The sequence below is a fragment of the Bacillus pinisoli genome (assembly GCF_023036475.1).
GTDB classification, from domain to species: Bacteria; Bacillota; Bacilli; order Bacillales; family SA4; genus Bacillus_BS; species Bacillus_BS pinisoli.
The window spans coordinates 1-26029 of the sequence record NZ_JAJQKI010000010.1 but is presented as its reverse complement, the minus strand read 5'-3'; the positions used below and the strand labels follow the sequence as shown (position 1 = coordinate 26029).

Annotated in this window: 25 protein-coding genes and 2 riboswitches; of the genes, 10 read left to right on the top strand and 15 right to left on the bottom strand. The window is 36.1% G+C overall.

The features are described 5' to 3' along the window. Positions 1-53 precede the first annotated feature (53 nt). Both LT143_RS20630 and LT143_RS14525 read right to left on the bottom strand, forming a co-directional pair. Positions 54-1136, bottom strand: coding sequence for a GGDEF domain-containing protein (locus tag LT143_RS20630; protein WP_246943945.1), 1083 nt, complete (start codon positions 1134-1136; stop codon positions 54-56). A 203-nt stretch (positions 1137-1339) separates the two neighbouring features. Continuing rightward, complete coding sequence (locus LT143_RS14525) at positions 1340-1543, bottom strand: hypothetical protein (protein ID WP_246943944.1); 204 nt, start codon at positions 1541-1543, stop codon at positions 1340-1342. A gap of 108 nt (positions 1544-1651) precedes the next feature. Here LT143_RS14525 and LT143_RS14520 point away from each other — a divergent pair, with 108 nt between their 5' ends. Further along, positions 1652-2488 (top strand): hypothetical protein, encoded by an 837-nt coding sequence (locus tag LT143_RS14520; protein WP_246943943.1) that lies wholly within the window; start codon positions 1652-1654, stop codon positions 2486-2488. Positions 2489-2581: 93 nt separating this feature from the next. Here LT143_RS14520 and LT143_RS14515 read toward each other — a convergent pair whose 3' ends face one another. Next, a complete protein-coding gene (locus LT143_RS14515; protein WP_246943942.1) occupies positions 2582-4276 on the bottom strand; it encodes a M3 family oligoendopeptidase in 1695 nt (564 codons plus the stop codon). Positions 4277-4519: 243 nt separating this feature from the next. On the opposite strand from LT143_RS14515, the gene motA reads away from it, so the two are divergent. After that, the gene (motA, locus tag LT143_RS14510; protein ID WP_246943941.1) at positions 4520-5320 is read left to right on the top strand and encodes a flagellar motor stator protein MotA; all 801 of its coding nucleotides are present in this window, start codon (positions 4520-4522) and stop codon (positions 5318-5320) included. Next, on the top strand, positions 5313-6077 hold the full coding sequence (gene motB / locus LT143_RS14505) for a flagellar motor protein MotB (protein WP_246943940.1): 765 nt from the start codon (positions 5313-5315) through the stop codon (positions 6075-6077). Before motA ends, motB begins: the two co-directional genes overlap by 8 nt. A 229-nt stretch (positions 6078-6306) precedes the next feature. Here the strand turns inward: motB and LT143_RS14500 are convergent, their stop codons facing one another. From LT143_RS14500 to LT143_RS14485, 4 genes are all read right to left on the bottom strand, one after another. After that, positions 6307-6747 (bottom strand): MarR family winged helix-turn-helix transcriptional regulator, encoded by a 441-nt coding sequence (locus tag LT143_RS14500; RefSeq protein ID WP_246943939.1) that lies wholly within the window; start codon positions 6745-6747, stop codon positions 6307-6309. 151 nt (positions 6748-6898) lie between these two features. Beyond that, complete coding sequence (locus LT143_RS14495; protein WP_246943938.1) at positions 6899-7888, bottom strand: phosphotransferase enzyme family protein; 990 nt, start codon at positions 7886-7888, stop codon at positions 6899-6901. Between the two features lie 139 nt (positions 7889-8027). Then, the gene (locus LT143_RS14490) at positions 8028-8948 is read right to left on the bottom strand and encodes a PhzF family phenazine biosynthesis protein (RefSeq protein ID WP_246943937.1); all 921 of its coding nucleotides are present in this window, start codon (positions 8946-8948) and stop codon (positions 8028-8030) included. An 83-nt stretch (positions 8949-9031) separates the two neighbouring features. Continuing rightward, positions 9032-9289, bottom strand: coding sequence for an aspartyl-phosphate phosphatase Spo0E family protein (locus tag LT143_RS14485; RefSeq protein ID WP_246943936.1), 258 nt, complete (start codon positions 9287-9289; stop codon positions 9032-9034). Positions 9290-9571: 282 nt separating this feature from the next. On the opposite strand from LT143_RS14485, the gene LT143_RS14480 reads away from it, so the two are divergent. Next, positions 9572-10018: a YkvA family protein gene (locus LT143_RS14480; RefSeq protein WP_246943935.1), complete on the top strand. Its 447-nt coding sequence runs from the start codon at positions 9572-9574 to the stop codon at positions 10016-10018. A 74-nt stretch (positions 10019-10092) separates the two neighbouring features. Next, positions 10093-10860, top strand: a complete 768-nt coding sequence (locus tag LT143_RS14475) for a divergent polysaccharide deacetylase family protein (protein WP_246943934.1) — start codon at positions 10093-10095, stop codon at positions 10858-10860. 242 nt (positions 10861-11102) lie between these two features. Here the strand turns inward: LT143_RS14475 and LT143_RS14470 are convergent, their stop codons facing one another. The 5 genes from LT143_RS14470 to LT143_RS14450 form a co-directional block, all read right to left on the bottom strand. Then, a complete protein-coding gene (locus LT143_RS14470) occupies positions 11103-11636 on the bottom strand; it encodes a 1,2-dihydroxy-3-keto-5-methylthiopentene dioxygenase (RefSeq protein ID WP_246943933.1) in 534 nt (177 codons plus the stop codon). Positions 11637-11750: 114 nt separating this feature from the next. After that, entirely contained in the window at positions 11751-12380 is a 630-nt protein-coding gene (locus LT143_RS14465) for a methylthioribulose 1-phosphate dehydratase (protein ID WP_246943932.1), read from the bottom strand. Then, positions 12377-13036 carry a 2-hydroxy-3-keto-5-methylthiopentenyl-1-phosphate phosphatase gene (locus tag LT143_RS14460; protein WP_246943931.1) on the bottom strand — a complete coding sequence of 220 codons (660 nt, stop codon included), beginning with the start codon at positions 13034-13036 and terminating at the stop codon, positions 12377-12379. Before LT143_RS14460 ends, LT143_RS14465 begins: the two co-directional genes overlap by 4 nt. A gap of 12 nt (positions 13037-13048) precedes the next feature. After that, on the bottom strand, positions 13049-14275 hold the full coding sequence (gene mtnW, locus LT143_RS14455; protein ID WP_246943930.1) for a 2,3-diketo-5-methylthiopentyl-1-phosphate enolase: 1227 nt from the start codon (positions 14273-14275) through the stop codon (positions 13049-13051). Positions 14276-14410: 135 nt separating this feature from the next. Then, positions 14411-14524: riboswitch (SAM riboswitch) on the bottom strand. A gap of 90 nt (positions 14525-14614) precedes the next feature. Further along, on the bottom strand, positions 14615-15787 hold the full coding sequence (locus LT143_RS14450; RefSeq protein ID WP_246943929.1) for a pyridoxal phosphate-dependent aminotransferase: 1173 nt from the start codon (positions 15785-15787) through the stop codon (positions 14615-14617). Between the two features lie 154 nt (positions 15788-15941). Between LT143_RS14450 and LT143_RS14445 the strand changes: the two genes are divergently transcribed. The 4 genes from LT143_RS14445 (at position 15942) to LT143_RS14430 (ending at position 20402) form a co-directional block, all read left to right on the top strand. Then, positions 15942-16727 carry a carbon-nitrogen family hydrolase gene (locus LT143_RS14445; RefSeq protein ID WP_246943928.1) on the top strand — a complete coding sequence of 262 codons (786 nt, stop codon included), beginning with the start codon at positions 15942-15944 and terminating at the stop codon, positions 16725-16727. Between the two features lie 491 nt (positions 16728-17218). Next, positions 17219-17398: riboswitch (SAM riboswitch) on the top strand. A gap of 86 nt (positions 17399-17484) precedes the next feature. Continuing rightward, entirely contained in the window at positions 17485-18681 is a 1197-nt protein-coding gene (gene mtnK, locus LT143_RS14440; RefSeq protein ID WP_246943927.1) for an S-methyl-5-thioribose kinase, read from the top strand. Next, the gene (mtnA, locus tag LT143_RS14435) at positions 18674-19729 is read left to right on the top strand and encodes an S-methyl-5-thioribose-1-phosphate isomerase (protein ID WP_246943926.1); all 1056 of its coding nucleotides are present in this window, start codon (positions 18674-18676) and stop codon (positions 19727-19729) included. Before mtnK ends, mtnA begins: the two co-directional genes overlap by 8 nt. Positions 19730-19946: 217 nt before the next feature. After that, positions 19947-20402, top strand: coding sequence for a chemotaxis protein CheX (locus LT143_RS14430; protein WP_246943925.1), 456 nt, complete (start codon positions 19947-19949; stop codon positions 20400-20402). A 99-nt stretch (positions 20403-20501) separates the two neighbouring features. On the opposite strand, the gene LT143_RS14425 is transcribed toward LT143_RS14430, so the two are convergent. The 3 genes from LT143_RS14425 to LT143_RS14415 all read right to left on the bottom strand — a co-directional run bounded on the left by LT143_RS14425 (position 20502) and on the right by LT143_RS14415 (position 23881). After that, positions 20502-21116, bottom strand: coding sequence for a DedA family protein (locus tag LT143_RS14425; RefSeq protein WP_246943924.1), 615 nt, complete (start codon positions 21114-21116; stop codon positions 20502-20504). 83 nt (positions 21117-21199) lie between these two features. Then, positions 21200-21691, bottom strand: coding sequence for a methylated-DNA--[protein]-cysteine S-methyltransferase (locus tag LT143_RS14420; RefSeq protein ID WP_272495811.1), 492 nt, complete (start codon positions 21689-21691; stop codon positions 21200-21202). Between the two features lie 9 nt (positions 21692-21700). Then, positions 21701-23881 (bottom strand): PAS domain S-box protein, encoded by a 2181-nt coding sequence (locus LT143_RS14415; protein WP_246943923.1) that lies wholly within the window; start codon positions 23879-23881, stop codon positions 21701-21703. Between the two features lie 262 nt (positions 23882-24143). Here LT143_RS14415 and LT143_RS14410 point away from each other — a divergent pair, with 262 nt between their 5' ends. Continuing rightward, a complete protein-coding gene (locus LT143_RS14410; RefSeq protein ID WP_246943922.1) occupies positions 24144-25916 on the top strand; it encodes a B12-binding domain-containing radical SAM protein in 1773 nt (590 codons plus the stop codon). The last annotated feature ends 113 nt before the right edge of the window (positions 25917-26029 follow it).

Sequence of the window (26029 nt, the reverse complement as noted above, 5' to 3'; positions counted from 1 at the left end):
AAAATCCGGCTTTTGGGCTTTTTTCGAAGCAACAATCTATAAGAAAAGAGCCTTTAATTAAATACTACTTCTTTAGCCTGTTCATTGATTACAGTCTCTCCGTTTGAGAAGATTGCCCTGTTTTTCCCCGTATTCTTTGCCTCATATAAAAGCTCGTCGGCAATTTTAGTCAGTTCTTTTCTTTCTAAATGAAAAGATTCTTCATTCGCTATTCCCATGCTTATCGTAATATGAAAGGTTTGCTGGTCTGAATAAAATATATGTTCATTTAGGTTATCATAGATTTTTAGGATATAAGCCTTTATATCTTGTAAACTAGTAGAAAAAAAGATGATTGAAAATTCTTCCCCTCCATAGCGAAATACCATTCCTTTATTAGATGGAATTGCATCCTCAAGCAACTGTCCGAGTTCTCTTAGAACGCTGTCCCCCACAACATGTCCATATGTATCATTAACTTGTTTAAAATAATCAATGTCAATCATTCCAACCGTTATATCCTTTTGGTGAAGTAGTTGTTCTTGAAAATGGCGATGGTTATATAACCCGGTCAGGTAGTCTCTATTTAGCTTATCGCGATACTGGTTAGACTTAGAATACTGCAAACGTTCCCTCGTTACGATAACAGCTCCAAGTAAGCCTATTATGAATAAAAAGATGACATTCAACGAATAATCAATAAGCGTGATCCCATTTATTCCAGTTGGATCTAACAGAAAAATAATTGTATATGTAACAAGCATCGTCATAAATGAGAATATTGCCCCTGAAATTCTCCAATAAATTGTAGCATGCATAATGATTAAATAGAAAATAGGAAATAAATTACTTTGTGCACCACCGCTCAGAATTAACAGCCAACTAGCAGCAACTAAATCAAAAATTATACCCGTCTTCATGATTATTCCAAAAATACGTTTATTAGCCCCCTTATAGAGAAGGACTAATTGGGTAATCGTCATATAAACTAGTCCAAAAGTTAATAATATTGAAAATGAATATTTAGTATAATTAAGAACTGAAGCCACAGGAGGGTAATAAAAAAAGATGACCGCTACAAGTAAAAATACCCATCTTAACCCAGTGAATATCTGTTCTAATTTATAGTTATCTAATTGAACGATTTTATGGCTCACATAAATCATCCTTTTCATATAAGTACTATCTATTATACTAATAAAAGGAAAACCAGTACATAGCCCACAAAAATAAAAGGCTCGTAAGAAATAGTAGTTTTAGTAACAAGCAAAGTTTAAATTCAAGACGCCTCGTTAAGCCTTAGGTATAACGAGAAGGTAATCACATTTATAAAAAAGCCAAGCATAACTTGGCCATTTTCCTATTCACTGTCAGGGGTTATATTAAAGAAATCCTTTGCTTCTGATGCTTGCTCTTTTTCCTCACGATCTTTTCCCATTTTACCATCTGATTCATAGCTAAGATTCGTTAATTTTTGGTTTTCCTCTTTCAAATAAATCCCTCCTATAAAACTTTTTTGATTTGCACCCATACGCCTTAGTATGAAACATTCCTTTTTATTCATTCAAAACTCCTCAATGTATTCCAATAATTGAAAGACATAACCACTCATATAACTCTGTAAGTTCGGGAATCATGAGTTAAAAATAAGAAATTTCTTGAGGGTGAAAGCATGAAAACTTTGAAATGGAGTCTTATTTCAGTATTTTTCTTCATTCTCTTTCCCACTTATGTCGTTGTTGCTGAAGATAACTATTCAACTCCACACATTAGCTTTGAAATTGATTTATTAAGATGGGAAGAGGTCAATTTATTATTACCTAAGTACACTAAATTTACAGTGATTGACCTGGAGACAGGTAAAAGCTTTAAAGTACAAAGAAGAGCAGGACGTGACCATACGGACGTTCAACCATTAACTTCAAAAGACACAAAAATGATGAAAGATATATACGGGGGAAAGTGGAGTTGGAAACGAAGAGCGATATTCGTCCAATTCGAGGATTTCTTAATTCCTGCTTCTATGCATGGAATGCCACATGGTGCAGGAGCTATCCAAAATAATTTCCCTGGTCACTTTTGCATTCATTTTTATGGTAGCTCTACTCACAAAAGAGACTACATGGACTTTTCTCATAAATTAATGATTTTAAAATCGGCAGGAACATTAGAAGAGTATGTAGGAAGTCTCAGCTATCAAGAACTTGTTCACGTATTTTTAGAAGGTATGAATCAACAAGACACATATATATTGGACTTAGTACTCCCTTCTAACTGGAAACAAGATCAGCATTTTCTCGATTTTTTGCATGACGTAGATACTATTACATTCAAAGAAATGAATAATATACATGAAGATATCTTAACATCTGAAACAAACGTAGAAGTAACCATGTATTCTAAGAACCAAGGAAAAATGAAAGGTGATATTTATATCCCTCTCTACAGAGACACTCCTCTTTCACCTTGGAAGATAGAATTAGACAGAGTCTTATTTAACTTAAAATAACCAACTAACCCCAGATTCCATGGCTGAATTTGTACATTTAATGAAAAAACGCTGGAACCACAAAATAGTGATTCCAGCGTTCCTTAAGGCTTTTTAAAGTTCTTTATCATTTACTTGGTTTAAGTAAGATTCGATCTCTGTGACTACAGCTTGAACAGACCCATGTTCAAAAGGAGAATGAAGGTTAGCTACTTTTACAAGCTCTGTAAAAGGCTTGCTTCCTCCTTCTTGACAGAGTGTATAATAGTCTTTCCACGCTGCATCATTATTCTCTCTTGCACGTACCCAAAATTGGAATGCACAAATTTGCGCTAATGTATAGTCAATATAGTAGAATGGGGAAGTGTAGATATGGCTCTGTTTTTGCCAAAAACCTCCATTCAATAAATATTGATTTTCTCCATGATTTCGATGCGGTAAATATTTTTCTTCAAGCTTTGTCCACTGCTCTTTTCTTTCTTGTGGCGTCGCATCAGGGTTTCCATAAACAAAGTGTTGGAACTCATCAACTGCTACTCCATATGGAAGAAATAATAGAGCACTACTTAAGTGTGAAAACTTATATTTTTCCGTATCTTCTTTAAAGAACTTCTCCATCCAAGGCCAAGTAAAAAATTCCATGCTCATCGAATGGATTTCACAAGCTTCAAACGTTGGCCAGTTGTATTCAGGTACTTCATACTCTCTACTTGAATAAACCTGGAACGCGTGCCCCGCCTCATGTGTTAGTACATCAATGTCTCCTGACGTACCATTGAAGTTAGAAAAGATAAATGGTGATTTATAATTAGCTATGTATGTACAATATCCACCACTAGCTTTACCTTTTTTAGCTACTAAGTCCATTAGATTATTATCAATCATGTAATCAAAAAACTCACTCGTTTCAGGAGAAAGCTCATTATACATCGTCTTTCCATTCTCAACAATCCATTCAGGACTTCCTTTTGGTTCAGGATTACCACTTTCAAAATTAAATCCTTCATCATAGTAATAGAGCTGTTCTACACCGATACGCTCACGCTGACGCTCTTTTAATTTTGTCGCTAGAGGAACAATAAATTCCTTTACCTGATCTCTAAAACGCTTAACATCCTCAGCACCATAATCTGTTCTTAACATACGGTCATAGCCTAGCGTTACAAAGTTATCATATCCTAATTTTTTCGCGATCTTAGTACGAACTTTTACTAGTTTGTCATAAATTTCATCAAACTGTTCTGTATTTTCAGCAAAAAAGCCGTAATAAAGCTCACTAGCTTGCTTACGAACAGAACGGTCCTTTGTAATCGTGAAAGGATATAATTGCGCTAGTGTTTTTTCCTCACCGTTGAATGTTAGTTTTGCAGATGCTACAAGCTTCGTATATTCACTTGAAAGTTTATTTTCAGCTTGCAAATCTTCTATGATGTCAGGAGAAAAAGTCTTTAGCTCAAGCTCAGCTAAATTAAACAAATGACTTCCCCATTTTGTCTCAAGCTCGCTTCTATATGGAGAAGCAACTAATTTCTTATAAAAGCTTGTCGTAATCTTTTGCATAATCGGATTGGCTTCATCAAAGAAATCATTCTCCGATTGATAAAACTCATCGGTCGTATCAATTGTATGGCGCACATAGCAAATATTGTACATAGTGCTGTAGTCATTTCTAATAGCATTAATCTGCTTCATGATTGCATTTTGCTCCACAGCACTATTCGCATGATCGAATTGTTCTAATAAAGCGCATACAATTTTCTCTATTTCCTCTAAATTAGGTCTTTTATAATCAAATTCTTCAAATCTCATTAGATTCACTCCTCTTTGATGTACGTGACACAGATTTACTACTATGTTTCGATTATCCTATAATTGCTCTTTAATTTCATCTTATTTTAATCCATCTATCTAAATTCATGAAAATAATCGTATAAATCCTTAAACAATCTACTGTACCTTGCCGATAAAACAAATAGGATAATAGATCACTAATTGTAGATATGAATCTCTTTTTGTCGAACAACAGAAAAATATAAAGTTAGGTGATAAAGTATGGATAAAGCTTCTTTGATCGGTATTATTCTTGGTTTTTCAGGTTTATTAGTAGGGATGATATTTAAACACGTATCTCCAGTTGTTCTTTTAAATCCTGCCGCATTTTTCATCATTATGGTTGGTACAGCAGGGGCAGTTTCCATAGCCTTTCCAGGTCATGAATTAAAAAAGTTACCCAAACTTCTTAAAATTATTTTTACAAGCAAAGGCAGTATTCAAGTGATAGATCTTGTTCCAACCTTTGTTAATTGGGCTAATATTGCTCGTAAAGAAGGATTATTAGCACTTGAAGCGCAGTTAAATGAAGTGGATGATCCTTTCTTAAAGAATGGATTAAGTCTCGCTATAGATGGGCAGTCTCCTGAGTTTATCCGCGATGTGATGGATGAAGAAATTGAGGCAATGGAAGAGCGACATCTTGCCGGAGCAGGTATTTTTACACAAGCTGGTACGTATGCACCAACTCTTGGGGTGTTAGGTGCGGTAGTAGGTCTAATTGCCGCTCTTGGTAACATGGCGGATATTGATGCACTAGGCGCAGCGATTGCAGCAGCTTTCGTAGCCACATTATTTGGTATCTTCTTCGGATATGTAATCTATCACCCATTTGCAAACAAACTAAAGAGAAAGTCAAAAGAAGAAGCACATGTTAAACGTGTAATGATAGAAGGAGTATTATCAGTATTGGACGGTCAATCTCCTACTATGTTAGAACAAAAACTAGTAAGCTACCTACCACATCATGAGCGCGAGAAATATTTTGCATCTCAAGGTCAAGGTGGTACTAACGATGAGTAAAAAGAAGAAGAAGCATCATCACGAAGAACACGTTGATGAATCCTGGCTTATTCCTTATGCAGACTTACTAACATTATTATTGGCATTATTTATCGTATTATTTGCTAGTAGCTCTGTTGACGCTCAAAAATTTCAACAAATGGCACAGTCCTTCAGTAGTGCATTTAATGGTGGAACAGGTTTAATGGAATATCCAAGTCCTCTTCCAGAGGAACAACCTCAGTCGGCAAACAAAGAGGATGATCAAAACGAAGAAAATGAAAATCCTGAGTTTGATGAACAGGAACAGAACGAGCTAAAAGAACTTCAAGAGAAAATTAACAAATATATTAAAGAGAAAAAACTTGATACGCGACTAGAAACCACTTTAACCGATGAAGGTTTACTTATTACTATTTTAAATGATGTATTTTTTGATTCGGGAGTTGCCGAAGTGAAGTTAAATGAAGAATCTTTAATCAAAGATTTATCACAATTATTAGTTAGTGATCCACCTCGAAATGTTATCATTAGTGGACATACAGACAATGTACCTATTAGTAACTCACAGTTTGACTCAAATTGGCATCTAAGTGTTATGCGGGCAGTCAACTTCATGAAGCTACTATTGGAAAATGACAATCTAGATGAACGAAGATTTAGCGCAAAAGGCTTTGGTGAATACCAACCTGTTGATACGAATACCACATCTGAAGGAAGAGCCAAAAACCGTCGTGTAGAAGTACTAATTCTTCCGAATGAGTTTAATGGTCAGTAGTTAGAATGTAAAAAGAGTCAATCTTGTTTGTGGATTGACTCTTTTTATTTGGCTTTTTTCTAGAGCTTTGTTGCTCTCTAAACTAATTTTTCTACTACACCTCCATTCTCTAATACTATAGAGCCGAAGTGATCATTTTTAGAAAAGAGCACTTTCGCTTTTAAAACGGAGTAAAAATCTATACGAAAAAAAACCTTCCTAGGTTTATATAGGAAAGTTAAGTGTTTTATTATGACTTTACACCATGTCCGAGCTTTTTTAGGAGTACAATTAGCTGTTCCTTTTCTTCAAAAGACAGACTCGCTTCAATTTCGTGAATATATTGCTCATGTTCAGGGAATATTTTTTCCATAAATTCCGTACCTGATTCTGTTAATGCAGCATAGGTTACACGTCGATCTTTTTTACATTGTCGTCTTACGAGCAGTCCTTTTGTTTCTAGCTTGTCAACAACATAGGTAATACTCCCGCTGGCGATTAATATTTTTCCACCTATTTGCTGTAATGGTGTTTCCCCTTTATTAAATAAAAGTTCTAATACAGCAAATTCTGTCGGATTTAATCCAAAGCTTTGAATGGATTTATTAGCTTGGTCACTTACACTTCGGTAGGCACGAGATAGTACGACAAAAAGCTTTAAAGCTGTGTCTAATTCTTTACGATTTTCCATATATCTATCAAATCCCTTATATATCTTGAATTAAAGATATAATACTAAACATACCTTGAACTGTCAAATCATCTTTCAACATGACAGGTTTCCTATAGATTGATTAAAGCTTTAGCTATAGAAGGAAAAATAGCCCATCAAAAGGATGAGCTTACAACCGTAGATCTACAATGGAGTCTTGAGTGAGAATTCTTACCTTTATTTCATTTAATAAAGATTTCAATCGATCATTTGCATTCTCTACATCCATTTTTTTATGAAATACATTGTATAACACTAAATCTCTTACATTTAAGAATAGTGGAATTCTCTTCAACCATTCATCTTCTACATGATATTCTTTCTCATATCCAATTAAAAAGTGTTCGAGGAGACCCTTTGCGAACTCTGTTCGTACTTCCCGGTTCCCCTCTTGAAACTTGTACCAGGAACTATAATAAATAGGTACTGCTATATCATGAGTGAACCAGAAATATTGAGAATCGTCAAAATCAAATAATTGCATGTTCCCCTCATGTAAAAAGAAATTCCCAGAATGAATATCGCTATGAATAAGTCCAAAGTTATCAGTGCTTATTGGTAAATTCTTCACCTGGCTTACTAGTAGATTAGCAGCTTTCATTAGGCTGGAATCTTTAACTGGTAGTATTCGTTCAGGGTAAAGAAGCTCTTCTTCACTCCATAATGGTCGCTTTTCCCCCTTTGGCAAAAAGCCTCTTGTTAGGCGGTGTAGCTGACCTGTACATCTTCCCCATTCTTGAAAGAGCTTTTCATTAAATTCTTCTGATTGCACCTTAACAGGTTCACCAGGTGCTTTTTCGAATAAACTAGCAAAAAAGTAGCTACCTTGAACAGGAAGCTTGACCACATAGCTTCCTTCATCGGATTGATAAGGTTTAGATACATGTACACCATGTTGATGAAGGTAATCCACCCATTCAAGTTCTGCTTCAATTTGTTGAGATGATCGGTGTGAGCTATGAGTTAATCGAAGTATGGTAGGCTTCCCATTATAAGAGACTTCAAAAATATAACTTTCAAAATCGCCTAGTTTTCTATAACTTTGTGTTTCTGCACCAAAGTTTTTTCCCGCCTTGTGAATTAACTCCTCTGAAAAAAGCTGATTGACTACCTGTTCCATATGCAGACTCCTTTAATTATTAATCAAAATAATGAATCACATCAACTTTAATAAAGGCTGTTTTCGTATAGTAATGGCGAAATTGCTGAATTATAAGATTGAAAAGCAACAAAATTCTACAAAAGAGCCTTATTAAAATTTATTCATTTAGAAACAATGTCCCCTCACCCATAATGAATGCACTACCTCCAATAAGGACCCTTTTTACCCCTTCATCTGTCATTTCGAGGGTAATGTCAATTTTACTTGGTCGTCCCATTTCTATTCCCTGTTCACTAATAATCTTCACTAGGTTATTCATTACAGGTATCACTTTATTTTGAACAAGATAGAAACCTAAAGGACCACTTGCACTTCCTGTGGCTGGATCTTCACTGATTCCCAATGCAGGTGCAAACATCCTACTATGAACTTGTGCATCGCCTTCCGTTTCTAAAGAAAAAGCAAAAATATGTCTAGTATTCTCATTTGCTGAAAATCTTTCCTGCCACACATCCAACCTAAATTTGATATTCTCCATATCAGATAGTGACTTTACGGGAATAAATAAAAACGGAATTCCCGCTGAAATAGATTGAATTGGTAAACTTGAATCAATTGCTTCTTCCGGAAGTGAGAGAAGAGAAGCTACTGCGGAAACATCTTCTACCTTACCCACAATTTCGGGAATAGGTTGAACCATTTCGGCTTTTACCATGCTTCCATTTTGTATATATAAATTTAAAGTTATTTTGCCAATATTCTCTTCTACTACAACTGTATTCATGCCGTTAGTAAGCCCTGGCACAAGGTTTTTTTCTCCAAGTAGAAATGCGGTTCCAATTGTAGGATGGCCAGCAAATGGAAGTTCCATTGCGGGAGTAAAGATTCTTAATTTAAAATGAGGACGATCTTTTGTGGGCGGAAACATAAAGACTGTCTCAGAAAGATTTAATTCTTTCGCAATAGTTTGCATGGTATCTGTTGTTAGTCCTTCTCCATTTAAAAAGACAGCTAGTTGGTTTCCCCCAAAAGGTTTTTCGGTAAATACGTCTAATAATATGTACGGTAATTTATTCATATCTATTCTCCTTTGTCTTATTTTTCTTAGCTGTAAAGAAAGCCTGTTATATGAGATTTAAATCACACATAACAGGCTATTAGTTACATCTTCATTTTATTTATTGTCCATGTTGGTTGAATGACGAACAGGGATAGTGTATGTAAAAGGGATTGGTAGATACCCGTTTTATTTTCAACTAGTTTTAACGTTTGATATTTATTTATTAACACATCTAGTTCCTGACTGCATGTAATCGTCTCTGAACTAGTGAATCCAGTTTCCATAGCAATTGAGATCATTTCTTCTCTCTTCTGATCAATCATCTTTATTAACGTCTTCATTTGTATGTCATCTTTCAAGGTGTGTTATCCCCCTTTAATCCACTACTACGACAAAGCTCCACACTCATTACTCTTGAATTATTACAAAATCTTCTATTTATGTAAATAGAATCGCAAAATTAGACATTTTTTTCAATCATTTATTTTAAAAATATGTCACATTTTTGACGTATTTCATCTATTGTATACTCTTGTACCGACGCAAGGAGTATTTTGTTGTTCTAGGTGTTAGGAATCTTATGAATTTTTTCACACGCATGGTAAACTAGATATAAGAATAGTAAGCAGGAGTGAGCAATGATGGGAAAACATATCACAGATGTTGCGAAAGATAATACTATTAAACGCTACCGTACGAAAGCTTTACAATACATAAACGATCGAAAAAAAGCGAAAGCACTTATACAAGAAGCAACTACTAAAACAAAATCTGAAGTTGGTAAAATTGAAAGCTTTCGAAATCAGCTTCTTTTACTCGTGGATGCCTTCGATGATTGGGTGTCAGGCAGATATCGTGAAGTGCCGTATAAGACACTTACATTAATAGTAATCGGCATTCTTTATTTTGTTGTCCCTACAGACTTTATTCCAGATCTCTTAATTGGACCTGGATATATTGATGATGCCACGATTATTGCCTTTATCTTTAAACAAATTGAACGTGATTTACATGCCTATAAACTCTGGAAGGTTAAACAGCCATCAACTACAGAAGAAAATACAATGACACCAACTAACGAGGAGTAATATTAAACGCTCTGGCTCATGCTATAGAAAACGATTATTATTTCAGGCACTCTATCATGAAAAGGAGCGATTATATGTTGCTTACCAGAATTCTTCTTTTTTCTCTACTAAGTTGTTTACTTCTACCTGTCAGCATAAATGCACAGTCGGAAGAAAAAAAGGTAGCGATCATCATAGATGACTTTGGCAATAAAATGAAAGGGTCTGAAGAAATCCTAGCGCTACCTATTCCACTAACCATTGCAGTCATGCCTTTTTTGGAAACGTCAAAGTCTGATGCTGAATGGGCACATCGTTTAGGACATGATGTCATTATCCATTTACCAATGGAGCCTGTTAAAGGTAAGCGTCATTGGTTAGGTCCAGGTGCTATTACGACTGACTTGTCTTCTGAAGAAATTAGAAAAAGAGTAAATGATGCCATCAAAGATGTTCCGTACGCCATAGGTATAAACAATCATATGGGGTCCAAAGTGACAGCCGACAAAAGGGTAATGACTGTCATTTTAGAAGAATGTCGTGAACACGGTCTAATTTATATTGATAGTAAAACCACCCCAAAGAGTGTAGTCGCTTCCCTTGCTCAAGAGATCGGTGTTCCTTATTTAGAGAATGAGTTATTTTTTGATGATGTTTATACAACTCAACACATTATCAATCAAACGAAACGTCTTATTAAAAGACTACAAGGGAGCGACGATGAGATCGTAGCTATTGGCCATGTGGGACCACCTGGAGAAAAGACGGCTGGTGTGATTAAAGAATTTATACCCGTTATTCAAACGAATGCAAAATTTGTAAAGGCGGCCACACTAATTGATGAAAGGCAATTTATTCAATAGGCTGCTTTCGTACTATTATAAAGTCTTCTACTTTTCATCTAGAAAGTCGCACTTTTCTAAAACGATAAATACGTCATTTTATCGTATAGAATAAGCTTAACATCGGATAAAGTAGTTTTAAGAAGCAACATAGTTTTAGAAAAGAGCCCTTCAGTAAGTGGAACAGTAGAGATTTATTCTTCTTGTGTGAAGCCAGACAATAATAAAAACCCTTTTCATCTGGCATGAAAAGGGTTTTTATTTTATGCATTTACTTCATTTTGCTCATAAATTGGGACCCAACCTTCTGGTGTCACAAAAATACGAACTGCTACAACTTTACGGTCCTCTTGTAAAGTAAAATAATGTCGAACATTTTCAGGCACTGAAATTAAATCGCCTGGCTCTAAACGTACATCGAAGAATACATCATCATGCCCCTGGATAACAAAGATCCCATGGCCACTCACAATAAATCTTACTTCATCATCTGTATGATGATGCTCTTGTTGGAAATTCGTTAATAACTGATCTAAATTAGGCGTTGCATCTGATAACGCAATAACATCAGCAGTTTTATAACCTCTTCTTTCTGAAATATCCTTAATCTCAACATCAAACGCTGCTAAAACAGCACTCTTCTGCTCGTCAGATAATTGATAATTCTCACGAAGGTCAGCTGGTAATTTAGAAATATCCCATTGCTCATAAATAACCTCATTACTATTTAGAAACTCAGCTACCTTCACCTGATCTTCAATAATTTCATTACTTCCGTGAATACGAATTGTTGCCATTTCTAACTCCTCCTTCTATATCTAGCAAAATATTAATCTAATCATGTTGATTTCACACACACTCACTTTAGTGCATCACCGCATCGGGGGACAGGCCCCCGATGCGGTAGTGTGTTAAAGTGCTGCTACCACATTTTTAAGCATGAGTTTCTTTAATTCATAGCTAAAGAGAAACTCGCATGCTTCTAGGTATCGCTTAGCTTCTAGGGGGGATCTTCCCCATACGGTAATACCATGGTTTTGGATGAGTACGGCTCCTGCGTCACCATTGATTTGAGGAATGAACGCTTCGGCCAGTGTTGGGATATGGGCATGATTGTAGATGATTGGCACTGTAAAGGTTGCATCTTCTTCCCATAGTCCGAATGCTTTAATGAGTTCTTGTTTATGAAAGACAATTTCTCCCTTTGGGAAGAAAAGGTCTGAGATTACATTATTGTCAACGGTGTGAACATGTAGACAACAGGCTGCATTGGTTCGGTTATAGACTTCGGTGTGAAGCAGTGTTTCAGCTGATGGCTTTAGATGTGTTGATTCTGCTGGTTTCCCCTCGTGGTCAACTAATAGGAAGTCTTCCTCGGTTCGTTTCCGTTTGTCCTTCCCACTTGCCGTGACTAAAAAGGTTAAGGGTTCGTTTGAGACCTTGATTGATAGGTTGCCACTTGTTCCTGGAAACCAATCTCTCCATGCCAGTTCATCTTTTATATCAGCTAGCTCCGTCCATCTTTCTTGCAAGTTACTCATACATTAATCACCTTTTGCTCTTTCAAATAATGAATCACATCATAGAATGTTTCAAATGGTTGAAATGGAATGTTCAGTTCAGTCAGTTTTTCTTTAAGAAAGTCCCTTGCAAAGACTGTATCTGCTTGCTTTGCAGCCTGCAAATCTGTTATCGAATCACCGATGACGATGACGTGGTCTTCCTTTTGGGCAAGTTTCTTAATAAGACTAGGCTTACAACACCCACATCCATTATCACACGATTCATCACAGCTATTTGGCCACAGAACCTGAATCTTCTCATTACTGAAGTCAGAAGCATTACAAAAAATGAATTCTTTACTAATTAGCCCTTCTAGCAAAGGATAAACAAAAAAGTCGATGCCCCCGCTTACAATAAAAAGTTCAATTTCTTCTTCTTTTGTAAATTGAACAAAATCAGAAAACCCTTCACGAATAATAGCCGTTTCTTTTAAGTAGTGGATGATATCGTCTTTTATAGAAGAAGGAAGTAAAGAAAACATCTTCCCCACTCCTTCTTGAATGGAGATCTCTTGAGACAATATTTGATCTTTCATACTGTTCCACTCAGGAGGTGCAAATTGCTTCATAAGTGAGATGATATTATCCGTTTCAGTAATGGTTCCATCAAAATCACAAAATATAATTTGGTTCATGAATACACCCTCTTACAAGCCCCATAAAGAGATTGCTTTCTTCAAATATTCATCCTGATGAGCGGCATCCTGTAAGGATACACCTGCTAAAGTCGCTTGAATAGCCGCTCTAAACGCCTTACCTCCACCAATAGCTCCGTCTGGATGCCCGTGAACTCCACCACCTGCATTAATGACAGATTGCAAGCCAAAGTCCTTCATTAATAAAGGTACAAGCCCTGGGTGAATTCCTGCAGACGGAACGGGGAACGGTTTTTTAAATTCATCATCCTTTGTAAGCTCAGCTGCAATTCCCAACGCTTCCTCTCTCTTTAATGCAACACTTCCGTACGGTGAAGGGAATAAAGAGAAATCAGCCCCAGCATAACGTAGAAGCTTACCAAGTAAAAGTGGGTTTTGTATCCCGTAAAACTCCGATGGGGTTAAAGCTCCACTAACAGCTGGATGAGCCATAATTGGTAATCCAATCTCCTTGTCTTCCACAAGAGCCTGTAACACATCTAGACCATATGCAAACACATTAAATAGTAATAAATCCGCCCCAAGCTCTTTTGCTCGTTTGGCCTTCTCAATTAATTCGAACGTTCTCCCTGATAAATTAACAGCATAAAGGGCCTTATGACCTGTTTCTTCATACACCTCTTTTATTACATCACGTCCTGTTGTGACCCGTTTTTCAAATGGTGTTAATGGATTATCAAATAAGATTTCATCATCCTTAACTAAGTCCACACCACCTAATAATTGTTCTTTAAGTTGGTCCCTTAAGTAATCAAGGTCCCTTCCAATTACACCTTTAAATATACTCATTAAAAGAGGACGATCATAAACACCAAGCTTACTTCTAATTCCGTCTATCCCAAAAGATGGGCCTGGAAAAGAACGCTTTATTTCGTTCGGGAAATCTAAATCGATGAGCTTCACTTCACCATCTAACGACAACTTTCCAAATACAGTTGTTAAAATAGCTGGTAGATCATGTGAAAAATTTTCAATAGGATAAGCTACTTGTATTTGTCCACGTTTAACGTTTTTTCCCAAATAATCATTAACGTGAGTGCTCTCTGGTAATTCCGAAACGGAGACAACCTCACCCTTATGTTTTTTTAATTGCTCTTTCTCTAGCTGTGGAAGCTCCGTCCACGAACCTATTGTCAAGCCAAGGGCAATTCCTTCTGCTTTCTTTTGCAAATCTCCTTTTACATCATGTATGAGATATGTAGCTATTACACTTGCCAAATTAAACACCTCTTTACTCAATAATCGCTCATTAGCTTAGCTTCTCTTATCATTTATAAAATAAACAATATTGTTATTTAGATTAAAAACATAAAAAAACCCCTTCATAAGAAGAGGTTAATAGACTATAACATCTCCTTATCTCTCAGCAATAAAGCTGCAAGAATTAGCACCGTGCTCTAAATCATGGATTTAAAGTCGGTTGCCGGGCTTCATCGGGCTAGTCCCTCCGCCTACTCTTGATAAGTTTTATGACGACTCCCATTTGCAGGAGCTTAACAATTAGTTTTAAATTAATTTGGATTATGACAGCATCATTATTAAATGTCAAGAGTAATTTTAGAACAGATTTAATCTTTTAATTCTGGATACAGCTTCAGTCAATCGTTCTTCGTTCGTTAATAAACCAACTCTCACATATCCTTCTCCAAATTTTCCAAAACCAACACCTGGTGCCACAACAACATGTGCTTTTTCAAGCAAATAATCAGAAAAACTAACCGAAGTGAATCCTTCCGGTACAGGAAGCCAAGCAAAGAACGACCCTGCTGGTGCTTCCACTTTCCATCCCATTGCATGTAATTCTGAAATAAATGTATCACGTCTAGATTCATATGTTTGAACAAGGTGATCCACACATTCTTGTGAAGATAAAAGTGCATGAGCAGCTGCTTCTTGAATAGCACCGAATAAACTAACATACATATGGTCTTGCAGGAGATTAATCGCTTCAATCACACTTTCATTACCAACAGCAAATCCAACGCGCCAGCCTGCCATATTATAGGTTTTGGATAGCGTATAAATTTCAATCCCCGTCTCTATAGCTCCTTCTGTTTGCAAGAAACTGAGTGGCTTCTTACCGTCAAATCCGATAGCTCCATAGGCAAAATCATGAACGACACAAATATTATGTTTGTTTGCCAAATGAACAGTTTCTTCAAAAAACTCCTTTGTTGCAATGGCTCCTGTAGGGTTGTTCGGATAATTTAAAAACATAAGCTTTGCTTTTTCTAAAATATCAGTATCCAATTCCTTGTAATCCGGTAAGAACTGATTTTCAGCTTTTAAAGGCATTAATTCCATTTTGGCTTTAGCTAGTTCTACACCTGACCAATAGTCCGGATATCCCGGATCTGGGACTAAGACTGTTTCACCCTCATTAAGAAGACATTGTGGAACTTCTACTAATCCTGCTTTCCCACCAAAAAGAATCGCAACTTGTTTTTCAGCATCAAGCTCGACTCCATACTCTCTTTTGTAGTAAGCGACAATGGCATCCTTTAAGAACTTTTGCCCTCTAAACTGAGAATACTTGTGATGAATTGGATTCGTAGCTGCTTCCTGCAAAGCCTTTACAATATGATCTGGTGTTGGTTGGTCTGGGTTACCTTGCCCTAGGTTAATAACATCATGTCCTTGTTCAATTACTTTATTAACCTTGCCAACGAGTGTTGCAAAAAACTGAGTGGGTAAACTTTTGAGTAGATTAGACTGTTCAAACGTTCTCATTATTAACTCCTTTAGTTGTTTATCTATATTCTTTAACGTTTCACTCTAGTTGATTTGAAATTCAGATAAGTAAAAATTATATTGAAATTACAGTGCAAAATATTATAGTGTTAATGACAACTTGTAAAGTAATTTTTTAAAGGAGTAGAGGTAGATGAACCTTAAAGTTAGCTGCATCCAATTTGATATTGCTTTTGGGAACCCGGAAGAAAATTTTAAACATATGCGTGAAAAAATTGAAAAAGCAGTGCTCGATAAGCCGGACGTTATTGTGTTGCCGGAACTTTGGACAACTGGATATGATTTAACTAGACTAGATGAGATTGCTGATCATGAGGGCCAAGATACCCTTTTATTCCTTACCCAACTCGCGAAAGAACATCGTGTAAATATAGTAGGCGGATCCATTGCAAAAAGAACTGATGATGGTGTCTATAATACGATGTACATGATTGACAGAAATGGTGAGTTACTCAATGAATACAGTAAACTACACTTATTTAAATTAATGGATGAACATCATTACCTACAGGCTGGTCAACATGATGGCATGTTTTCATTGAATGGTGTTTCTTGTGCAGGCTTTATCTGCTATGATATTCGTTTCCCTGAATGGATTAGAAAACATACTGCCAAGGGGGCAGAAGTTGTATTCGTCGTTGCTGAATGGCCACATCCGCGGCTTACTCATTGGAGATCGCTATTAATTAGTAGAGCCATAGAAAATCAATGCTATGTTGTTGCTTGTAATCGTGCAGGCAAGGATCCTAAAAACGAGTTTGTTGGACATTCCATGATCATAGATCCGTGGGGAGAGGTTTTAGCAGAAGCAACAGAAGAAGAATCTATTCTTACAGGCGAATTACAAATTGAAAAAGTGAAAAATGTCAGAAAGCAAATCCCTATCTTTTCAGACCGTAGACCTGAGTTTTACCAATAAGCAGCATTTCGTTAAGTCGGATAAATTTACAATTCGTTTGGTTTGTGCAATTATTTACGACTAGTGTGCAATTCGCCGCTTGTTGTGTGCAATTCTTTCGAACTTGTGTGCGATTATCGTGAATTACTGTGCAATTCCGTTCGGAATGAATCATGACGTTGACTGTATTACCATTTTTAGACGTGTAAATTGCTATATTTAAGACTATGTTCTAAAACTTTGTTGCTTTTTAACCCCTTTATCTGTAGTAAAGCTCACTTTTAACGCTAAATGCGTACTAATCGAAGAGCTCTGTCTAGATAAAATGTAGATGACACTAAACACGAAAGCAACAACCTTTAAGAAAAAAATATACATTCTCTTAGAGTTACACTCGTTAATCAGGATTAAATCAATAAACCTTAGACTCAAAAATTATATATTGACAGATTATGTAGAAGCTTGATATTATGAACTGCGAGTAATATCAGACAATTTAATAAATTAATACTCTCTTATCAAGAGTTGGCTGAGGGAAATGGCCCGATGAAGCTGCAGCAACCGACCGTAATACCATTGCGAAATGGGGCGCGAACATATTAATATGCGCCAATTAGATAACCAAGAAGTTATTCTTCGTAAGGCACGGTGCTACATCCAACAGAAGTTTTATTTATTCTGGTAGATAAGAGGTGCGAAGCAATGACTTCAAGCCTCTTTCTTTATGAAAGAGGCTTTTTATTTTATCTGGATAGAATACCAAGGAGGTTGCTCATACATGACAGTTGCAAACCGTTTCACATATGAACCACTTACAGAAAGTACCGCTACTACATTAGCACTTGAATTAAAGCTTTTTCCTAAAGATGCAGTTCTTACTTGTAATGAGATTGGTGATGGCAACTTAAATCTCGTTTTCCATGTCTCAGACAAGATCAACGGCAAGAGTATTATTATTAAGCAAGCATTGCCTTATGCAAAAGTTGTGGGTGAAAGCTGGCCGTTAACATTGAAGCGTAACCAAATTGAAGCAAATGCTTTACGAGTAGCAGCTAAATATGTACCTGAACTTGTCCCTGTTGTACATTTTACAGACGAGAATCTTGCCATAACGGTGATGGAAGACTTATCACATCTAGAGATTTCTAGAAAGGGCTTAATTGACGGAAAGCATTTCCCGCTGCTCTCAAAGCATATCGGTACTTACCTAGCTAAGACTCTTTTTTATACCTCGGATTATGCATTAGATCCTAAAGTTAAAAAAGAACAAGTACAAGAGTTCATAAATCCTGAACTTTGTAAAATTACAGAGGATTTAGTTTTCACAGATCCTTTCTTTGATAAAGATACAAACAATTTTGAAGATGGTTTAACCAGTGCCGTCCATAACCTTTGGAACGATGCAGAGGTTAAACTAGAGGTTGCCAAACTAAAGAAAAAATTCTTAACAAATGCGGAAGCACTATTACACGGTGACCTGCATACCGGAAGTATTTTTGCAAGTGAGTTAGAAACGAAAGTAATTGACCCAGAATTTGCATACTACGGCCCAATGGGCTTTGATATTGGACAGTTCATTGCAAATTTACTACTAAATTCACTATCAGTAAATCAAGAAAATCAACATAAACTGTTTACGCATATAGATACAACTTGGCATGTATTTAATACAGAATTTACAAGACTTTGGAATGAAGAAAGTACAGAGGAATACTCAAAGATCCCTGGATTCTTAGACTACACATTAAAAGAGATTTTTGAGGACACTATTGGCTTTGCTGGCTGTGAATTAATAAGAAGAACCATTGGTTTGGCCCACGTTGCTGATTTAGACGGCATTGAAAATGAAGCTACACGTTTGGTAGCTAAGAATAATGCAATTGAACTTGGTAAATATCTACTTAAACATAGAACAAATATAAGCACGACTGAAGAATTGCTTCAACGTGTAAGGAGTGTATTACAACATGACTAAGAATTTCACCATTCCACAATCAGTTCAATGGAAAAATGATCATATCTTTTTATTAGATCAACAAAAGCTTCCACTTGAAACAGTGTATATTGAGCTTAGAACCATTCAAGATGTATGGGATGCGATTTTCACTTTAAAGGTTCGTGGCGCCCCTGCAATAGGAATAACAGCTGCTTTTGGGTTAGCATTAGCAGCTAATAACTACGATGAAAACGACCTAACCAGTTTTCACGAAAAATTAAATAAAGACCGGGAGTTTTTAGCTAGCTCACGTCCAACAGCTGTAAATTTAGCCTGGGCCCTTGATCGTCTTTCTTCTAAGGTAAAGAGTGCCACTTCCGTAAATGAAGCAAAGACCATTTTAACGCATGAAGCCATTCAAATCCAAGCTGAGGATGAAGAAGTTTGCCGACAAATTGGGACCCATGCTTTATCACTGTTTAAAGATCAAGATAAAGTCTTAACCATCTGTAATGCAGGGTCAATTGCTACTGCAAGATATGGCACAGCACTAGCACCTTTTTATTTAGCAAAAGATGCTGGTAAAACGCTGCAAGTGTTCGCATCAGAAACTCGTCCTGTTTTACAAGGAGCACGATTAACGACATGGGAACTTATGCAGGCTGATGTTGATGTTACATTGATTACGGACAATATGGCAGCTCATACAATCGCAACAAAAGGCATTAATGCAATTATTGTTGGAGCAGATCGTATTACGGCAAATGGGGATACAGCTAACAAGATTGGTACCTACAATCTAGCTATTCTTGCAAAAGCCTTTCAAATTCCATTTTATGTGGCAGCACCATTATCAACTTTTGATCCAACACTTGAAGCTGGTCATTTAATACCAATTGAAGAAAGAGATGCAAAAGAAATTACGCATATATTTGGTCAGCAAGTTGCACCTGAAGGAGTAAAAGTATTTAATCCAGCCTTTGATGTTACTCCTAATGAGTTGATAAGCGCAATTATTACAGAAAAAGGCATTTTAAGAGGAAATTACAAAGTAGAGATTGAACAACTTTTTAGTAGTTTATTTTAAAAACGGATAGTCTATGATCACCCTTGTAGAAAAGTATTTAACCTACAAGGGTGACTTCCATTTTACGATGTAAAGAGCCTTAGTTGCTTTTTAAAATGGACACAGTGATGAAGCCTTCGACAATATTCGATTATTTTCTCGAAAATACGCACAATCTAGGACTAAATATGTTATGATAATGAAAATAAAAGTTCGTTATTTTAAATGAGGTGGAACCGTGTCACAAAACGCGAATATCACAAAAATCTTAAATGGCACTATTCAATCTGTAAAAAATGTCCTTCCCATGTCAGTAACTGTTAGTAGTCCTAGCCTCTTTAAGGAAAAAGTAATTAAGTCAAAAATGTCTGTACTTATTGGGATGACTGGGGATGTAAAGGGTAGAATTGTTATTGATGCAAATCCCACAACCTTTAGCTCTATAGGTCAAAGTATGTATGGAATGGAGCTTGAAGGTGAAATGCTCGAATCCTTCACAGGAGAGCTCGGGAATATGATTGCCGGAAATCTTGCAACAAATGCTTCTCAAAACGAACTATTGATGGATATAACACCACCAACCATTCTAGTCGGTGAGGCTAAGTTATCAGGATTTAGTCAGGCAATCCTTGTACCCGTTTCCGTTAGTCCATCGGAAAGTCTTGATATTATTCTAATGCTAGAAAATCAATAGTAACTCTTTTGCTTCAAATGGATGTTAAAAAAACGTGTAGATCGACTTCTACACGTTTTTTCTTTGTGTCTGAAAAGGAATTCAATGTGAAAAGAGTTTCTATGAAATTTTCCCCATTCTAAATCTCTTCCTTCGTTGACTTTGTTTTATTATAAATAGGGTTGCCACAGCAACTATACACCCAGTAACAATGGATCCATAAACAAAAATATTTTTTACTATATGATCCATTTGTTCACCAAAGAAGAATCCTAGCATAAAAAATAGTGACGACCATACAGCTGCTGTACTATAGGCGTATAGAGCAAATGTACGAAACTTCATCCGGTTACTCCCTATGACAAATGGAACGAAATGACGCACACCTGGAAAACAATATCCTATGACTAATGCAAATGGGCCGTATTTCTCAATAAGCCGTGAGGACCATTCTACATATTTTTTATAATTGGTACGGTGCAAAAACCTTTTTTGCAACGGATAAAATCCAAATCTCCCTAGCACATATAATGTAGACAAACTCATCACCACACCGAAGTATGTGGTAAAGAATGTGGGTAGAAATGTCATCATTCCATTTGAGAGAACGAGTCCTGTAGACATAACAATTATTTCATTTGGCACAGGAATGATGAAAATCCCAATCCACAAAACCACAAATAAAGCTATATATCCATATTGATCAACAAAATGAAACGCAGTTTCTAGCTCCATATTACACCTCCGTTAATGAAAGCCCTTCCTCTAACTAAGAAAAAGCCCCTGAAGATTCAGATGGCATGGGCTAGGAGATGACGTTATATTCGTACACCTTCTAATTGAAGAAGTTTTTCCTTTAAGTCTATTTTATTTCCTGCATAACCTGTGAGACTATTATTTTTACCAATTACTCGGTGACAAGGTACAATAATAGGCAAATTATTTCTGCGGTTTGCTTGACCAACTGCCCTAACAGCCTTTGGGCTATTTACACTTTCAGCTATATCTAAATAGCTTAGCGTATTGCCATAGGGTATGTTTTGCAGACTTTTCCAAACCTTTCTTTGAAAATCTGTTCCTGTCTGATATAAAGGTAAATCAAATACCTTTCGATCTCCTGAAAAGTATTCTTTTAACTGAGTAACAGCCTCTTGCAACAGTTGAGTATCTGAATACACGAGCTCCTCTTTAATCTTCTCTCGAAATTCAATCCACTGTTCTTCATCAATTAATACTTTTATGATAAAATCATCATTTGAGACAATATAAATAGTACCTAGAATTGAATTCATCATGTTATATAAAAGCATACGCCACCCCTAGTTCTTTGGGTGAATTGGCAAGAAGATATGAAATACAGTTCCCTGTCCTTCCTCACTCTCAACTTCAATTTTCCCATTGTGTTCAGCTATTATTTTATAAGAAACCATTAAACCTAGTCCAGTACCACGTTCCTTCGTTGTATAAAACGGTTCGCCTAAACGTTTTAACTTATCCTTAGGGATTCCAGTTCCTTGATCTTTAAAAGAAATCTTCACCATCTGATTCTCTTCAAGAGAAGTTGTGACGGAAATCACTCCACCATTAGACATCACTTCTATGCCATTTTTTAAAATGTTAATAAAAACCTGCTTAAGTTGATTCGGCTCACAATAAATTTCAGGAATTTCATTTAGGGATGTAAACTCAAGTTGAATATTCTCAAGAGCTGCCTGTGGTGTTAAAAGATCAATCGTATCACTCACAATTTTAATCAAGTCTCTTTGCTGGTAGTTTACTGCTTGTGGCTTTGCTAATATTAAAAACTCCGTAATAATGGTTTCGATTCTCATAAGTTCAGCTGTAATCACTTCAAAGTACATAGCGTAATCTTCTTGCATCTCGCTACCTTGTAGTAGCTGTATAAAGCCTTTTAAAGCGGTCATTGGATTTCTTATTTCATGAGCGATTCCTGCTGCTAGTTCACCAACAACATTTAACGTGTCTGATTTTCGTAGTCTTTCTTCCATGGCCTTTCTTTCTGTAACATCATGAAGGATGGCTAAATGATGATCTTGGATAATGTTTTTACTTAATGTATATTCAATATTTCGATGGCCTAATACAAAATGCCCATTAATGTGACGATTGTTTAAAAGGTCTCTCCATTTTTGTTCCTTATCCAGTTCACTATAGATAGCAAAATCCTGAAATTTCTTTCGCAAAAATGATGAATTTTCACCTACATTAAAAATTCTCTTCGCTTCTGGATTCATATCGACTATATGTCCATCATGGTCTAGGATTATAAAACCGTTTAATGCATTATCATAAAGTTTTCTAAACTTATGTTCACTTTCTCGTAGTTCCTTCTCCATCATTCTGGTCTCACTAACATTACGAAAAATCGTCATATTGTACCCATCAAGCACCTTATGCCTGGAGGTAAATTCTAATCTTTTTACTTGTCCATTTACCATGAGGAAGTCGAGCTCTGCCCTTACCTTACCAGTCTCAATAAGTTCCTTGTTCATCTCTATGAATTCATTACTTTCTGTATCAACAAAATCAAAAATTTTATAATTAGATAGAAGCTCTAGTGGCATTTCGAAGGTTTTGCTTGCTGAATTATTTGCGCGTAGAACTCTGCCATCCTGATTCCAAATCACAATAGCATCTAATGCTGTATCAAAGATTTCTCGGAACCTTAGTTCACTTTTTTGAAGTTTTCGTTCCATTAATTTCTTCTCTGTGACATCACGCATAATAGACATATAATAATTATCGAAAATATTTGCAGTAGTTGTAAATTCAAAGATTTTCCTTGCACCACTCTTTAATTTTACCGGCAGTTCCCCTTGTGCTCTTTCTTTTTCATCTAGAATTCTCCATAACTTTTCCAGCTTATATAAAAATTCTTCTTCTACAAAATCATCTATAGAGCAACCGACCAACTCTTCTTTTGTTAATTCAAAACTTGTCATAAAGGATTGATTAGAATTAATAAACTTTCCATTTCGATCAAATATAACAATTCCATCTACCGCACGATTATAAACGTCCATAAACAGCTGCTTACTAATATTGCGTTGTTTTTCCAAATTTTTCTTAGAAGTAACATCTCGCATAATACATACATTCACTTTATTTAATGTATTTTTTCGTACTGAAACTTCTATATATTTAACTTTTCCATGACCTGTTCGTATTGTTATATCACCTTTAAAGGAACCATGCTCGTTAAGGAGGCGCTGATACTGCTTAAGTGAATGAAGAGACTCTAAAACGAGAAAGGGGCTTACACTTTTTCCAACTAGCAGATTCCTTGGAAGCTCAAACAATTGACAAGCCGCTTCATTCACTTCAATAAAATAACCTTCTTGATCGAGTAGAAAAATGGCATCTAGTGATTGTTCAAAAATCATCTCATATTGACACAGCTTTTCGTTTAGCAACAAGTTTTCTTTTTCTAATTCATATAAAGAAGTCTGTTTCTCTATTACTGATAGCTTCTCTGACAAGCTTGACACTTCCTCTCCGATTCAAACTGCTTTATCTATTTATTTCTACAAATTCTATCCAAATCCTTCAAAAAATTATTTCTCCAGTTCTTTCCTGACACCATCCTTCATCATTTCATTACAAAATATGATAAAATAGCTAGTAGTATTCCAATCGCATCTCTACAAGCTTGTATCTTGCAGGTCTATAGTGATCGTTGAAATGGCAATATTGATAGTAATAAGAATGATTGCTTACAGCAAAAAGGAGCTCATAAATAGAATGAACATTGTTTTAACAACACTGAATGCAAAATATATTCATACGAACCTAGCCATCAGATGTTTGCGTGCTTACGTGGAACCTGAGCATCAGGTTGAAATGGTTGAATATACAATAAAAGATCCTTCTATAAATATCGTGACAGATCTTTTTAAATATAAACCTGATGTCATTGGGTTTAGCTGTTATATATGGAACATAGAAGAAACCATTAAAGTCATTGGAATGCTTAAGAAAATTAAGCCTGAGTTGAAGATTATGATTGGTGGACCTGAAGTTTCCTATGATGTCATGTATTGGATGGAAAGATTACAAGACGTTGATTACATTGTAATCGGTGAAGGGGAGGAAACGTTTAAACAATTGTTGGACCAGTTAAAGAGTGGAGAAACCGATTTTACGAATATTCATGGCCTTGCCTACCGAACGGAGGATCAAAAGGCTGTTGTAAATCCACAGCGTAATAAGCTGAACCTTCAAGAAGCACCTTCTCCATTTAGGTTTGAAGAGGATCTTCCTCATCTTTCAAAGCGTGTAACCTATATTGAAACAAGTAGAGGTTGTCCATTTAGCTGTCAATTTTGTTTATCTTCCATTGAGGTGGGAGTACGTTATTTCAATAAGGAAAAGGTAAAAGAGGATATTCGTTTTCTTATGAAGAATGGTGCCAAAACCATTAAATTCGTGGATCGAACCTTTAATATTAGTAGGAGCTATGCAATGGAGATGTTCCAGTTTTTAATTGATGAACATCTTCCAGGCACTGTTTTTCAGTTTGAAATTACAGCCGATATTATGAGACCGGAAGTTATTGAGTTTTTAAATGAGAATGCTCCAACAGGGCTCTTCCGTTTTGAAATTGGTGTACAATCTACAAATGACGCGACAAATGAGCTTGTCATGAGAAAACAGAACTTTCAAAAGTTAACTCGAACTGTATCAATGGTAAAGAATGGTGGAAAAATTGACCAACATTTGGACTTAATCGCTGGTTTGCCGGAAGAAGACTATGATTCGTTTAAGAAAACTTTTAATGATGTATTTGAATTAAGACCAGAGGAACTTCAGCTTGGATTCTTAAAAATGTTAAGAGGTACCGGACTTCGTATTCGCGCTGAGCAGCATCAATATGTGTATATGGACCACTCCCCTTATGAAATCTTAAAGAATAATGTCTTGTCATTTGAAGAAATTTCTAAAATAAAGCAAGTTGAAGATGTTTTAGAAAAATATTGGAATGATCATCGTATGGACTATACAGTGGAGTATTTAGTAACTGAGGTTTTTGCCACGCCTTTTGATTTCTTCCAAGAATTTGGACTATATTGGGATAAGATGGGCTGGGGACGAATTGGTCATCAACTTGAAGATTTATTTCAACGCTTATGGAACTTCTTAAGTTTTTGGTCAGAGGAAAACCGTTCGATTATTCATAGTCTGATGAAGTTAGATTATCTACGCGGGCAAAAGTATAAACCAAGAAAGCCTTGGTGGGATGATACTCTCATTAAAGAAGAGCGATCAGAGCTATACCGAAAAATCCTGGCTTCTCCTTCCTTATTAGGAAAAGCTTTTGAAGAATTACAGCTTTCAGAGAAGGATATTTATAAGCATACCGTACTAGAAATGATTAGCTTCGATCTCAATCACTTCCTACAATTAGGTGAAATTAAAGAGAAACCTTCCCTACTGCTAGCTTATTTTGACCCGAAAGATCAGCAAACGAAACTATTTAGTACACCAATTAAATATTTAGAAGAAGTAAACGTGTAGGTAATGATTTAAATTGAAGAAAATGCTTGGAGCGCTGGTACTGCCCCCCAGAAGTTAGAGTTAAAATCTAACCTCTGGGGTGTTTTTGTATGGCAAAGTATGGTGGGAAATTT

Coding starts and splice junctions, on each gene's coding strand:
- LT143_RS14525 (WP_246943944.1), bottom strand. CDS start 1,543: ATGAATAAAAAGGAATGTTTCATACTAAGGCGTATGGGTGCAAATCAA.
- LT143_RS14520 (WP_246943943.1), top strand. CDS start 1,652: ATGAAAACTTTGAAATGGAGTCTTATTTCAGTATTTTTCTTCATTCTC.
- LT143_RS14515 (WP_246943942.1), bottom strand. CDS start 4,276: ATGAGATTTGAAGAATTTGATTATAAAAGACCTAATTTAGAGGAAATA.
- motA (WP_246943941.1), top strand. CDS start 4,520: ATGGATAAAGCTTCTTTGATCGGTATTATTCTTGGTTTTTCAGGTTTA.
- motB (WP_246943940.1), top strand. CDS start 5,313: ATGAGTAAAAAGAAGAAGAAGCATCATCACGAAGAACACGTTGATGAA.
- LT143_RS14500 (WP_246943939.1), bottom strand. CDS start 6,747: ATGGAAAATCGTAAAGAATTAGACACAGCTTTAAAGCTTTTTGTCGTA.
- LT143_RS14495 (WP_246943938.1), bottom strand. CDS start 7,888: ATGGAACAGGTAGTCAATCAGCTTTTTTCAGAGGAGTTAATTCACAAG.
- LT143_RS14490 (WP_246943937.1), bottom strand. CDS start 8,948: ATGAATAAATTACCGTACATATTATTAGACGTATTTACCGAAAAACCT.
- LT143_RS14480 (WP_246943935.1), top strand. CDS start 9,572: ATGGGAAAACATATCACAGATGTTGCGAAAGATAATACTATTAAACGC.
- LT143_RS14475 (WP_246943934.1), top strand. CDS start 10,093: ATGTTGCTTACCAGAATTCTTCTTTTTTCTCTACTAAGTTGTTTACTT.
- LT143_RS14470 (WP_246943933.1), bottom strand. CDS start 11,636: ATGGCAACAATTCGTATTCACGGAAGTAATGAAATTATTGAAGATCAG.
- LT143_RS14465 (WP_246943932.1), bottom strand. CDS start 12,380: ATGAGTAACTTGCAAGAAAGATGGACGGAGCTAGCTGATATAAAAGAT.
- LT143_RS14460 (WP_246943931.1), bottom strand. CDS start 13,036: ATGAACCAAATTATATTTTGTGATTTTGATGGAACCATTACTGAAACG.
- LT143_RS14450 (WP_246943929.1), bottom strand. CDS start 15,787: ATGAGAACGTTTGAACAGTCTAATCTACTCAAAAGTTTACCCACTCAG.
- LT143_RS14445 (WP_246943928.1), top strand. CDS start 15,942: ATGAACCTTAAAGTTAGCTGCATCCAATTTGATATTGCTTTTGGGAAC.
- mtnK (WP_246943927.1), top strand. CDS start 17,485: ATGACAGTTGCAAACCGTTTCACATATGAACCACTTACAGAAAGTACC.
- mtnA (WP_246943926.1), top strand. CDS start 18,674: ATGACTAAGAATTTCACCATTCCACAATCAGTTCAATGGAAAAATGAT.
- LT143_RS14425 (WP_246943924.1), bottom strand. CDS start 21,116: ATGGAGCTAGAAACTGCGTTTCATTTTGTTGATCAATATGGATATATA.
- LT143_RS14420 (WP_272495811.1), bottom strand. CDS start 21,691: ATGCTTTTATATAACATGATGAATTCAATTCTAGGTACTATTTATATT.
- LT143_RS14410 (WP_246943922.1), top strand. CDS start 24,144: ATGAACATTGTTTTAACAACACTGAATGCAAAATATATTCATACGAAC.